This is a genomic window from Lacicoccus kunmingensis DSM 17847 (assembly GCF_059568765.1).
The window spans coordinates 14,897-27,913 of record NZ_JCANUC010000007.1; the positions used below are offsets into that span (position 1 = coordinate 14,897).

Genomic DNA, 13,017 nt, shown 5'->3' on the forward strand with positions numbered 1-13,017 from the left:
GTTGTGATTTCCAGGTTCCTTTTTCTCAGCTTTTTAACGAGACTTCTGATATTTTTGACCCTGTGTTCAATGTGGGGCAGAGTTTTCTGCCTTACCTCGTTAAGCTCCAGATTGTAATACTCCTCCAGTCAAATGATTATGGCAATATGAATGATTAGTTTTTATGATGAACCAACTATTGATTTTGAGGTTTTTACAGATTAATTATGGAAGGTTTTGAAACACTTTCATTTCCTTTGATATAATTCAAGTTGAGAACTTTTTATATGAGTTGATGCAAATATGATTTCAAGACAATTTCTGCTTGGAGGAATCTTGTCAGCAATACTTTCCCTCATATTTTTAAGCATAGGTGTTTTTATGTGGGTGCAGGGAGAAGCTGTACGGGAAATCATTTTACAGATTATTGTAACTGTCGCTCTGCTGGCAGTATCAGTCCTTCTATTTTATAAAGCTTACGGAACGAAAGATTCCGATGATTCTGAAGTCATGACAGAGTATACAGATATTACCCCTTTTACCCGCTTTCTCATACACCCTGAAGTCCATGCGACTAACCGGTTGATCATTTATAACGAATCCGGCAACATGGTCGGACGGCTGATGCCGGGTGGCTCCTGGTTAAGATATTTGGAGTCATATTTCGGCATACTCCCATTCAAACATTATATCGAGAGTGACATAGGGAATCTTTTAACATTGGATATTCGAGGTTTTTTTAATAGAAAAACAGTAGTGTTGGATAAGGATGGAGATGAAGTGGGTATTATCCATCAGAATTTATTAAAATCACTTTTAAAATTTCATGCAGTCATTGAAATTGGTGAAAACAAATATGAAACCCATTCGGATGTTCTGTTCGGAGAATTGGAAGTAGACGACATATTACGAATCACCTCGTTCAACGTACCGCTTGAAACGACAGAACATTTCAAGAGACTTTCGGAGAGAATGTATATTATTGAGAATGACCTGGAGAAGGATGAAGGTAAAGCCGGGCTGGCGGTATTGTGCCTTTATGCTGCAGTTGCACGCGGGAAATAATCGTTTTCCACTGCTGAAGTCTGTAGAGTATCCTAAAATGCAATAACTTATCACAAATAACTTGAAAAGGTGATCAATCGAATGAATATTTTAATTTTAGGGGCGACCGGACGTGTCGGTAGCCATATACTGGAATTGGCTCTCAATGAAAATCATCATGTTACGGTTTTAGTACGTGATAAAGATAAACTGCAGACAGAGAGCAGAAACTTAACAATCATAGAAGGAAATGTTTTGAACGAATCAGACATCAGAAATGCGATTGGCGGCATGGATGTAGTACTCAGTGCACTCGGAACAGATGGCACGACTACACTCTCGGAAAGTCTTGTCTTGATTATGAAGGAAATGGAAAACGAGGGTATCAAACGAATCATCACCATTGGAACAGGTGGTATTCTGAACAGCAGAACCGAACCCGGAAAATTACGTTATCAATCCAATGAATCGAAAAGAAAAACGACACGGGCAGCTGAAGAACATCATAAAGTGTATGAGCTTCTAGAAAGTTCAAACCTTGATTGGACAATTGTCTGCCCCACTTATCTGCCTGACGGCGAGCATACCGGTGAATACCGGATAGAACGCGACTACCTTCCTGAAAACGGTGCAAAGATTTCAGTCCCTGACACTGCAGAGTTCGCTTATAGCCAGATAGAAGATGACAGATATATTAAATCATGTGTAGGGATTGCATATTGATATTATCTATGTTGAAAAAACAATCAAAAATAATATCTTATCATTGGTAGAAAAAACTTGTAGCAGAGACAGAACAAATTTCTGATAATCATTTACTAAAAATTAGGATATTCAAAAAAGATCATATTATCTTAGTGATAAAGACAATACGATCTTTTTTTGTTGTATAACTGATGAATTTAAAAAACAACGAAGATTCTAATTTAAATTAATCTTTATTAAACTCAAAAAGAGCTTCCTCATCTGCAATTATAGTTAAATTTTTATGAATTTTTAGGATTGAAGCCGGTAAATTCTCAGTTGGATTTTCTTTTAAAAATTTAGATAATATCTCAGCCTTGTTTTTTCCGCTAACGAGCAATATAACTTCTTTACTTTTCATTATTGTTTTAATTCCCATGGAAATAGCTTGATTTGGCACTTCATCGACTGAGTTAAAAAATCTTGAATTTGATTCAATAGTGGTGTCACTCAAATCTACAACCCGTGTAACACTTGTGAAAGATGTGCCAGGTTCATTGAATCCTATATGGCCGTTAACACCTATACCTAATATTTGAATATCTATATTGTTTGCGTGTTTAATTTTTTCTTCATATTTTTCACATTCTCTCTGTAAATTTTTTGCCAAACCATCAGGAATATTAATGCTTTTATCCGGGATGTCTATTAAATTGAAAAAACTATTCTTCATATAATAGTAATAACTATTTAAATCCTCTTTTTTTAAGCCAACATACTCATCTAAATTAAATGATGTTACATTCTTAAAAGAAACCTCATTATTATTGAATTTTTCAATAAGTTGCTGATAGAGACCGTCAGGTGTAGAGCCTGTTGCGAATCCTAATACTGGATAATCTATTTGATTTATTTTTTTTACTAATACATTACATGCGATAATGCTCATTTCTTCATAATTTTTGACTGCAATAATTTTCATATTATCCAACTCCTAAAATTGATGATCAAAATCAGTTCTTTTGTATAAGGTGAGTGAGGAATTGTGGCAGTGATATATTAAAACAAACTGTTTAATGAATTCTTTAAATAACACCTATAGCAATCCAAAGATATTGCAGCTTGAAAAATAAAAAAAGAAATGACTGCAGAAGTCTCAAAGGACAACTATCATCATTTCTGGTGAAACTTACACAATTCCTTTCTCACTACAGACAGGAGAATTTTAGATTACCGGATAAATAATATGACTTCAGTTTAGAAAATATGGAATCATATATAGAAAAGGTGAAACCATTAAAATAATAATTTATACTTTCGGTGATGGCGCTGGCCAAGTTTATTAATATCAACAATAAATATTTTTCAGCTGATAAACTGCCCCCTGTAGATTCGCATCATTTCCATTTTGGGTAAACCTCAGTTCTAAGGAACGTCGGAAGGAGGCCATAACCCTTTTTTCTACACTTATTTGTAATTTTTCCAATAAATAGTTTCCTTGTTCAGAAATGCCTCCGCCAATAACAATCAAGGGAGGATTAAATATATGGACCAGTGATTTGATACCCAATGCCACATCGTCGACCCATTGATCGATAATCAGCTCTGCTGTCTTCTCTCCTTTTTTTGCCTGGTTGAATAACTCTTTCAATGAAATATTCTCTTCAAAGTATATTTTCGCACGCCGATTTAAAGCACTGCTGGAAGCATATTGCTCATAGCAGCCACTATCACCGCAAAGACAAGCTTCCCCGCCGGGATAAAGTGTCATATGGCCAAATTCACCGGCAGAATAGGAAGCACCATTATAAACTTGGCCATTCACAATGATGGCACCTCCAATACCGGTTCCGAGTGTCATGCAGAGAAAATGATCGACTTCTTGTGCTGTCCCCTGCCAATACTCTCCAAGCGCCGCACAGTTTACATCATTATCCACAACGACCGGCAAGTCGAAAGATGTCCCTAACTCTTTTTTTATATTCATGCCCGTGTAGCCCGGAAGAGCTTCTGTAGCATGGATGACTTTACCTTTTTGTTTATCGATTTGACCGGCTGTACTGATGGCAATACCATTGAGTTTATAATGATTCTGCAGGTGTTTCGTCAGTTCTTTTACCTGACTTATAATGGCCGCGCCTCCTTCACTCGCTTTAGTCGCGGTTTTCGATTTATAGAGTAGCTTGCCATCTTCATTCAGGACCCCGTATTTAATGTTTGTTCCTCCGATATCAAAAGCACCTGCAATCACTTGCCTTCCTCCATTCATGTTTTACTTCTTATTCCAGAACGTCTACAAGGAAAGTAGACAGCCAAGGGAAAAAGATAAGCAGAATCATCACAATAACGAGCGGTATGAGAAAGGGAACAACCCCTCTGTACATGGTACTCATCGGGATGTCCCCTACCCGGGAGACAACAAATAATGCCATCCCCATCGGTGGAGTTAAGATTCCTATCATTAAGTTCAGAATTACAAAGGCACCGAAAAAGACAGGATCCACTCCGACACTTGTTGCTACCGGAATGAGAATTGGAACAACAAGTACCAGTAATGCCAATGCCTCTACAAATGTTCCAAGCACTATCAATAATAAACTAATTAACAGCAGCAGCAAAATTTGGTTCTCTGTAATACTCAGGAATCCCTCAGCTATTTTTATGGCCACTTGTTCTCTGGCTATAAACTGACCAAAAAATTCTATCGCTGCAAGCATTAATACAACGACTCCGGTCAATTTCAGGGAGGAGACGATATTGTCATACACTATTTTAAAAGTAAGCTCCCGGTAAACAAAAAAACCAAGTAGTAAAGCGTAAACTGTACTCACCACAGCAGCTTCTGTCGGGGTGAAATACCCTGAGAAAATCCCTGCTATAATGATGACGGGTGTCAGTAATGCCCAAAAGGAACTCAGGAAATTCTGACCTATGACTTTCAAGTTGGCCCGATCAAAGACTTGATAATTACGTCTCTTTGCGATAATAAATGTAGTCACAAATAAAGAGATTGCTACAAGAATCCCCGGGACTAAACCTGCAATGAACATTGATGCTACAGAAACATTCGCAAGTGACGCATAAATAATCATGTTCAGGCTGGGTGGGATGATGCCACTGAGAATGGAGGAGGCCGCAGTCAATCCACCATTAAAGTCATCATGATATCCTGCCTTTCTCATTGTTCGAATTTCCAGCTGCCCAAGGCCACCCGCATCTGCAAGGGATGAACCAGACATGCCTGAAAACATTAAACTGGCTGTTATGTTCACATGACCTACACCACCGGGGACATGCCCCACCAATGACATGGCGAATCTAAAAATACGGTCTGTAATTCCAGAAGAGTTCATCAGCGAGCCAGTTAATATGAAAAATGGAATCGCTAAAAGCGTAAAATTATCAATCCCGCTTATCAATTGTTCCCCCGATGCATAAATCAGGTTCCAATCTCCAAGTATGAAATATAACAGCCCCGCAATAAGTAAGGTGAATCCAACTGGAATGCCCAGGAAAAGCAAAATGATCCATGCTATGAAAATAAGAGCTATTTCCATTTATTCCACCTCCGCGGTTCTGTTTTTACGCGATTCTTTAACCATTCGTTCAATCAATCTATAAATCATAAGCAGCGTAAGAATAGGCAGTGCTGCATACATATAGGTTGAAGAAATTTGCAGTGTGACAATATTCAGATGCGACTGGTTCTGCATGATTGGGATGCTGATAATAAAAACAGTAATCAGTGCGCAAAGAATTAAGGTCTGATTAAACAAATACACCCATTTCTGTGCTTTAGCCGGAAGTTTTTTTAAGAAAATATCAATCGCAACATGACTGTCATCTTTAATACAGGCAACGATTCCCAAATAACCGGCATATATGAAAATAAGCTTACTTAATTCCTCTGACCACATCAGGGGCACTCCAAGCCCCTGACGCGCCAAAGTTTGGGCAACCAAAACAATCAGCATAGCTACAAACATGGTGCTGCCTATAATTTCTTCAAAATTATCATGGAATTTTTTTAACATGAACAATCACCTTCATCGCTACTGTCGCGCTTCGTCAATGGTTTCCATGTATTCTTCTGCACCATCACCGATTTTATCGTAGTATTTAGGATAAGCTTCTTCCAATGCTGTTCTGAATTCGTCTAAATCCGGTTCTGTAATCGTTACACCTTCACCTTCAAAGAACTCAATTAATTCTTCTTCTTCCGTTTGGAACAACTCTGTATGGTGGCTAGTCGCTTCTTCAATACCGTCACTTAAAATCTGGTTAAGTTCTTCAGGAAGTTCCTCCCATGTCTGATCGCTTACAACATAAGTATTATCATTCACAACATGATTGGTCAGAGCAATATAATCCTGTACTTCGTGGAAGCTTTGCGCTTCAATCGCAGATAATGGGTTCTCCTGACCGTCCACCTGGCCGGTCTGCAGAGCAAGATACACTTCACCAAAGTTCATAGGTGTCGGGTTTGCTCCTACATATTCTGCGTAATCAAGCAGAGTTTCCGCTTCAGGTGTACGAAGGCTCATACCTTCCATATCCGCCATTTCATTAATTTCAAAGTCAGAAGTCGTTACTCGTGTCCCATTATAAGCAGTGTCCATTACACGTAAGCCATGTTCTTCTGTTAATTCGTTTCTTAATTCTTCACCAAACTCCGTATCATAAATCACGCGTTCAATATGCTCAAAGTCCTCGACTACATAAGGGACCATCAGAAGTTCGGCACGTGGTACCCACTGACCAAGGCGGCCAACTTCAGCTAACGTGATATCAAGTGATCCATCCTGTACTTGCCCCAGCATGGAAAGGTCATCTCCTAGTTGAGCATCCGGATATAATGTAACGGTCAGTTGACCATCACTCTCTTCTTCTACATAATCTGCAAGAACTTCAGCTGCTTCATATTCATTCGACTGGGTGTTTGGCTGCATTCCAAACTGCAGCTCATAAGTTTCACCGGAATCAGCATTTTCATTCTCACTGCTTTCATTTTCACCGTTTTCGTTACTTGCTTCTGTGTCTTCCTCGTTACCTCCACATGCGGCCAGCACCAACACCATTACTAAACTCAATACGAAAATCAAATTTCTCTTCATTTTATATTCCTCCTTTGTTATTTTGTTTCAGTCATTCTCATAGAAAACTTTTTGGTTATTTCCTGCGGCCGGGTAATGGCGCTCCCTACCACTACAGACGAAGCGCCCAGTTCAAGTGCCCGGCCTGCTTTTTCCGGTGTGTCCATATTTCCCTCAGCAATCACTGGAATGTCTACTGATTGGAGAATCTGCTCCAGAGTTTCGAGAGGGAAGTGGCCATTTGTAGCCTCCGTATAACCGACCAGCGTCGTTGCGACTATATCGACTCCACACTCTTCTGCCTTAACAGCTTCCTCTACTGTCGACACATCGGCCATTAATTTTTGCTCGGGAAATTTTTCTTTTATTTCACTAATAAACGTCGTGAGCTGTTCATTATGAGGCCGGACTCTGTCTGTGGCATCGAAAGCAATGACATCGACGCCTTCTTCATACAACTCTTGAACCTCTTTTAGTGTTGGGGTGATTCTGACTTCACTGTCGGCATAGTCCTGTTTAATGATTCCTATGATGGGCAGACTGACTTCTTTTTTAATAGCTTGGATATCAGAGACTGAATTAGCCCGGATACCGTTTGCTCCCCCTTGATAGGCCGCCAGTGCCATCTTGGACATAATATATGAACTGTGCAGCGGCTCATCTTCTAAAGCCTGACAGGATACAATTAATTTTTCGCTCATCTGCTTAACTCCTATAAATATTTAATATAATTTAATCCCCTATGGTTTAATATTGACTGCGATTTTTTCTGCCTGTTTCTTTTCATCTTCATTTAATTCTTTGAATGGGAATCTCATAGCACCTGCGTCAATTCCGTATTGTTTTAATACATGTTTTATCGTTTGATAGACACCGATATCTTCCAATTGCATAATCACGTTATTCATTTGCTTTTGGTGGTCACGTGCTGTCTCAAGATCAGCATTGCCGACCGCTTCATATACTGCATTCGCTTCTCTGCCTATTATGTTATATGTGCTTCCTATTGCTCCATCTGCACCAGAAACAGCAAACTGAAGGACCATGTCATCTGCCCCGCTGTAGAACACTTTATCCTGATGTAACTCTTTTAATTTGGCGAGCTTTGAAAGATCCGTATCTGTGTATTTGACGCCGATTACATTTGGGATGGCCAATAATTCGCCGTAGTCTTCAATGGAAAATTGTGTGCCGGTAAAAGCAGGGTTTGAATAAATAATCATTGGATGGTCTGTTTCTTCTGTCAGACGCTCGTAATATGCTTTGATTTCCTGGAAGCTGAATTTATAGTAATAAGGAGTAATTGCGGATAATGCTTCATATCCAAGTTCTTTTGCTTCTTTCCCCAGTCTTATTGCTTCCTCAATATTCAAAGAGCCGATCTGACCGATTAACGGGACCTCATTTCCTGCTTCCTCTTTGACTATTTTCAACAAATCTTTCCTGCTGCTTTCGTCCATCAGGAAACTTTCTCCAGTGGAACCGCCTACATATAACCCATTGACTTTCATTTCATTAATATTATGTCGAACGACCTCCTGTAATCCTTTTTCATTAATCGTGCCATCTGATTCAAATGGTGTCAGCAAAGCTGTGATGATACCTTTCATGTTATTCCTCCATTTCTGCCTTCAAAGAAAGCGGTTTCAATTATGATGAATTAGGTGTACTATAACAATATGAATGGTTATTGTCAATATATTTTAAAAATTGGAGCTTCTCTCCAAAATGGATAATTGAAAAATAAACGGTAAGATGAAAATAAATAGTCGAGGTGATAAAAGATGAATCATTTTAATGATAAAAATTTAAATTTAACTATGTTGATGGAACAGTACAAAAATAAATTCACAAAATCTGAACTGAAACTTTACCATTACATTACTGAAAATTTTGAACAGATCGTTTATCAGTCACTGACTGAAATAGCTATTGCCTGTCATGTCGGTGAGGCCACAGTGCTGCGCTTTTGCCGGAAACTCGGTTACAAAGGATATCAGGAATTCAAGCTTTTTCTGGCACAGGAGCTTTCCACTCATGAAAAAAACGGCCATGATGACACATATATGGATAAGGTGAGGAAAAATATGATGCGGGCAGTGGATGATACGTATGAATTAGTCGACGATAAGAGATTGCAAGAGGCAATAGACAGTATATACGAAGCCAAAACAGTGGTCGTTTTTGGTGTGTCTTCATCAGGAATAGCAGGTCTGGATATGCAGAACAGACTGATGAGAATTGGGATGAACATTGAAACCATCACTGATTCTCACAACCAGGTCATCCGTTCCAATTCGGTGACGAGCGATACAGTCATCATTGCAATCAGTCTTACAGGAAGCACCAAAGATGTCATAGAGGCCGTCAAAATAGGGAAAAATAATGGGGCTACAGTCATCGCAATTACGAATTATACGGAGTCTCCTTTAACAAGTGATGCAGATATAGTTTTATTGACATCAGCAAAAGAAAATCCATTGGATAGCGGCTCACTGGTATCCAAAGTGTCTCAGTTGTTTGTGATTGACCTTCTATGTACAGGAATAACGATGAAGAATTATGAAAAAGCCAAACAGACAAAAGAACAGATTGCGCAGACGATATCATATAAATTATATTAAGCATTAATGTGGAGTTTATGCAAAAGATGGCACTACTGCCATAGAACGATTGGAAATCGTTTATTGATAACAAAAAAGCCGCATCCCGAAGAGATGCGACAAGTGATAATTAAAGCAGCAAAATTGATAAATATAATGTCAGTACAATGAAAAACATCGAGAAGGATACGCTTGAAACCAGAATGGATTTAGTAAGTGGTCTCTTCAATGCGGCATTCCTGATTAAAAACACCAGAGGAACGATGCTGCTGATCAACCAGATTATTGTAAGTTGAAACGTGACACTTTCCAAGTTTGTATTTAGAAATGAAAAGTCATAAAAAGTAAAAAAGATAGGGATGCCGATTGCTGCGATGAAGAGTATCGTACTATACAGAAATGGGAAAAATGGATCTTCCTGTCTGATTGAACTTACAGCGCCCATTATTAAAAAATAGAGTGCTGCAGCTGTAATGATAAATAATAATAAAGCTAACATTTTTGTCTCTCCTATGTGGTTTCTGAATATATCGTGAGGCATGTACTCCAAGTTTCATGCTTATGTTGATGGTGGTATTTTATATGTAATCATTTTGAGGGGCTGTTAAATCTGGGTTTCGGCAATTAAAACTCAAGCAAAAATCGTAATCCCTACGTTTTGTAATTTATCATTTAGTGGCTTGGGATGCAATTGACGAATTGTGAACAATTTTTTCAAATCAAAGAAAATTGAACTACCCGGAGAAAACCGGATAGCTCAAACTCAAGCTTTAAAAAAATAAAATCATTCATCTTCTTTAACGCGCATCAATCTCATACTGTTCAATGCCACGAGCACTGTCGCGCCCATATCTGAAAGTATCGCAATCCAAAGTGTCAGCCACCCTGGTATAACGAGAAGCAATGCAAGGACTTTGATACCGATTGCGAAAGCGATGTTCGCTTTAATGATGTTCAATGTTTTGCGGCTCAGTCTGATTGTGAATGGAAGTTTATTCAGATCATCTCCCATCAGTGCGACATCTGCTGTTTCAAGTGCAGCGTCCGTACCGGCGCTGCCCATTGCAATACCGACTGTTGATGCGGCGAGCGCGGGGGCGTCATTGACACCGTCACCGACCATGGCTACCCGTTTGTGTTTTGATTTTAACTGTTTGATGACTTCAAGCTTATCCTGAGGCAGAAGTTCAGATTTTACATTTGTGACTCCGACCTGTTCCCCAATCGCATTCGCGGTGCTCTGGTTGTCTCCTGTCAGCATGACAGTTTCTTTAATACCTGCATCATGCAGCCTGCGCAGAGTGTCCCGGCTCGTTTCACGGACTTCATCTGCAACAGCAATGATTGTTTCAATGCTGTTTTTTGTTCCTGCCAGCATGACAGTTTTACCCTGCTCCTGGAGTAAAGAGATAGTATTTTTAATTTCATCAGAGAAGCGCATTCCGGATAACTCTGAAAACAGTCTGGCGTTGCCGACATAATAGTAAGTGCCATCTATTTTACCGCTGATTCCCCGGCCCATTATCGAAGAAAAATCTTCTACAGTCACATCCGAATAAGACATGTTTTCACCGTTTGCCTTATTCATAATTGCAGATGCCAACGGGTGCTGGGAACGGTATTCAAGTGCTGTAATGATGGACAGCATTCTGTTTTCATCGGTCTGCCTGTTAATCATTTCAAAATCAGTCACCACAGGTACACCTTTAGTCAGTGTGCCGGTCTTATCAAATGCGATTGCATCGATAGCCCCGATTTCTTCAAGGTAGATACCGCCTTTGACGAGTACCCCTTTCTTTGCGGCGTTACCGATTGCGGATACAATCGATATCGGTGTCGAGATGACAAGTGCACACGGACAGCCGACAACGAGTACAGCAAGTCCCTGATAGATCCAAGGCCCCCATGCAGCCCCGAAGAACAGCGGCGGTACGACAACGACAAGTGCTGCCAATGCCATGATGGCCGGTGTGTAGTACTTCGCGAATTTATCGACGAATGCCTGTGCAGGCGCCCGTTCACCCTGTGCTTCCTCAACAAGATGGATGATTTTCGCGATCGTCGTATCTTCAACAAGTTTGGTGATCTTTATTTCAAGAAAACCCTCTTCATTAAGCGTGCCGGCAAAAACTTCATCTTCTTTGTGCTTTTCAACCGGTACCGACTCTCCGGTAATTGCAGCCTGGTTGATGGATGAGGAGCCATCTACAATCACACCATCCATCGCAATCTTCTGGCCGGGTTTGACGAGCATGATATCACCTATGTCGATGTCGTTCACATGCACAGACATTTCCTCATTATGTCGTCTGATCAATGCTTCGTTGGGAGCAATATCCATCAATGAAGTGATGGATTCTCTTGCACGGTCCATGGAGAAGCGTTCAAGTGATTCACTGAGGGCAAAGAGAATCACGACTACCGCGACCTCTGCCCATTCACCAATAAGTACACCGCCGATGACGGCAATGGTCATCAGTGTGCGCATATCAAATTCGAGACGGACGAGGTTTTGAAAGCCGGTTTTCATCAGTGAAGTGCCGCCGACAATCATGGATGTAATGAACAGGACAGCCGTTACTATGTTGTCATTGCCGTTGACTGCCATGGAAAGAAAACCTAGGGTCATAAACACCGCGGAATAAATTAATGTACTATGTTTTTTGTAAAATGGAACCTTATCTTCTTTCGGTTCATATTCAGTGACAGATGTGCGCACCGGTGTTTCAGGGACCACTTCCAGGTTTTCAAAAGCGCCTGCCTGCTCGAGCTCTTCAATGTTCGCTTCACCATACACTGAAATTTTCGACGCGCCGAAATTGACTTTGGCATCATGAACATTGGAGATTTTTTTAACATTGTTTTCAAACTTTCCAGCACAATTTGCGCATGAAAAGCCGTTCACGTGATATACATTCTTACTTTTAATGATTTCCGGTCCCCGTCTTCTCGGTTTCTCCGGCAGTACTTTAAGGTTTTCAAAAGCACCTGCCTTTTCCAGTTCTTCAATCGAAGCTTCACCCTGCACAGATATTTTTGACGCCCCGAAATTGACCTTTGCATCCTGAACATCAGGTAATTTTTTGACGTTGTTTTCAAACTTTCCGGCACAGTTGGCACATGAAAAGCCTTCAACACGGTATGTGTTAGTTTCTTCTTCAAAATCTTTTAACAGCTGTTCAGACATTGGCTGTCACTTCTTCTCTATGGGTCAACGCGATCATCATAATCTGTCTGATATGATCATCATCCAGCGAGTAAAAAGCGAGTTTGCCCTCTTTTCTGAACTTGACGATGCCCTGCTTATCAAGAGTACGCAGGTGGTGTGAAGTATTCGCAATTGAAGCATCTATTATATTGGCGATATCACATACACAGAGCTCCTCTTCCTGGCACAGGGCATATGTAATCTTAGCCCTCGTCTCATCGGCAATCGCCTTCAGAAGCTGTGAGATCCCGTTGATATCCACCTTTTCCATACCACCCTGTATTTTGTTGATCTTCTCTTCGTCATAGCAGAAGATTTCACAAGTATCCTGTTTATTCATGAAAATCAATCCTTCATTCAAATGTTCGTTTGAATATATTATAAAAGCAATATCATTTTAATTCAA

The 13,017-nt window shown here is 40.0% G+C and carries 13 protein-coding genes; 3 read left to right on the top strand and 10 right to left on the bottom strand.

Going from position 1 to position 13,017, the window contains the following annotated elements; translation table 11 throughout:
* The first annotated feature begins 315 nt into the window (after positions 1-315).
* Both BO48_RS08455 and BO48_RS08460 read left to right on the top strand, forming a co-directional pair.
* Positions 316-1,044, top strand: a complete 729-nt coding sequence (locus BO48_RS08455) for a hypothetical protein (RefSeq protein ID WP_496367003.1) — start codon at positions 316-318, stop codon at positions 1,042-1,044.
* 81 nt (positions 1,045-1,125) lie between these two features.
* Positions 1,126-1,746 (top strand): NAD(P)-dependent oxidoreductase, encoded by a 621-nt coding sequence (locus BO48_RS08460; RefSeq protein WP_496367004.1) that lies wholly within the window; start codon positions 1,126-1,128, stop codon positions 1,744-1,746.
* A 208-nt stretch (positions 1,747-1,954) separates the two neighbouring features.
* On the opposite strand, the gene nagB is transcribed toward BO48_RS08460, so the two are convergent.
* The 7 genes from nagB to BO48_RS08495 form a co-directional block, all read right to left on the bottom strand.
* On the bottom strand, positions 1,955-2,689 hold the full coding sequence (gene nagB / locus BO48_RS08465) for a glucosamine-6-phosphate deaminase (RefSeq protein WP_496367005.1): 735 nt from the start codon (positions 2,687-2,689) through the stop codon (positions 1,955-1,957).
* Between the two features lie 366 nt (positions 2,690-3,055).
* A complete protein-coding gene (locus tag BO48_RS08470; protein ID WP_496367006.1) occupies positions 3,056-3,958 on the bottom strand; it encodes an ROK family protein in 903 nt (300 codons plus the stop codon).
* A 28-nt stretch (positions 3,959-3,986) separates the two neighbouring features.
* Positions 3,987-5,264 carry a TRAP transporter large permease gene (locus BO48_RS08475; RefSeq protein ID WP_496367007.1) on the bottom strand — a complete coding sequence of 426 codons (1,278 nt, stop codon included), beginning with the start codon at positions 5,262-5,264 and terminating at the stop codon, positions 3,987-3,989.
* Positions 5,265-5,741: a TRAP transporter small permease gene (locus BO48_RS08480; protein WP_496367008.1), complete on the bottom strand. Its 477-nt coding sequence runs from the start codon at positions 5,739-5,741 to the stop codon at positions 5,265-5,267. It lies immediately after the preceding gene.
* 18 nt (positions 5,742-5,759) lie between these two features.
* The gene (locus BO48_RS08485; RefSeq protein ID WP_496367009.1) at positions 5,760-6,821 is read right to left on the bottom strand and encodes a DctP family TRAP transporter solute-binding subunit; all 1,062 of its coding nucleotides are present in this window, start codon (positions 6,819-6,821) and stop codon (positions 5,760-5,762) included.
* Between the two features lie 17 nt (positions 6,822-6,838).
* Positions 6,839-7,501 (bottom strand): N-acetylmannosamine-6-phosphate 2-epimerase, encoded by a 663-nt coding sequence (locus BO48_RS08490; RefSeq protein ID WP_496367010.1) that lies wholly within the window; start codon positions 7,499-7,501, stop codon positions 6,839-6,841.
* A gap of 39 nt (positions 7,502-7,540) precedes the next feature.
* Entirely contained in the window at positions 7,541-8,410 is an 870-nt protein-coding gene (locus BO48_RS08495) for an N-acetylneuraminate lyase (protein ID WP_496367011.1), read from the bottom strand.
* A 174-nt stretch (positions 8,411-8,584) separates the two neighbouring features.
* Between BO48_RS08495 and BO48_RS08500 the strand changes: the two genes are divergently transcribed.
* Positions 8,585-9,424 (top strand): MurR/RpiR family transcriptional regulator, encoded by an 840-nt coding sequence (locus tag BO48_RS08500; RefSeq protein ID WP_496367012.1) that lies wholly within the window; start codon positions 8,585-8,587, stop codon positions 9,422-9,424.
* Between the two features lie 109 nt (positions 9,425-9,533).
* On the opposite strand, the gene BO48_RS08505 is transcribed toward BO48_RS08500, so the two are convergent.
* From BO48_RS08505 to BO48_RS08515, 3 genes are all read right to left on the bottom strand, one after another.
* The gene (locus tag BO48_RS08505; protein WP_496367013.1) at positions 9,534-9,902 is read right to left on the bottom strand and encodes a hypothetical protein; all 369 of its coding nucleotides are present in this window, start codon (positions 9,900-9,902) and stop codon (positions 9,534-9,536) included.
* A gap of 285 nt (positions 9,903-10,187) precedes the next feature.
* Positions 10,188-12,590 carry a heavy metal translocating P-type ATPase gene (locus tag BO48_RS08510; RefSeq protein ID WP_496367014.1) on the bottom strand — a complete coding sequence of 801 codons (2,403 nt, stop codon included), beginning with the start codon at positions 12,588-12,590 and terminating at the stop codon, positions 10,188-10,190.
* Entirely contained in the window at positions 12,583-12,951 is a 369-nt protein-coding gene (locus BO48_RS08515; protein ID WP_496367015.1) for an ArsR/SmtB family transcription factor, read from the bottom strand. The genes BO48_RS08510 and BO48_RS08515 overlap by 8 nt, the downstream gene beginning before the upstream one ends.
* Positions 12,952-13,017: the final 66 nt, after the last annotated feature.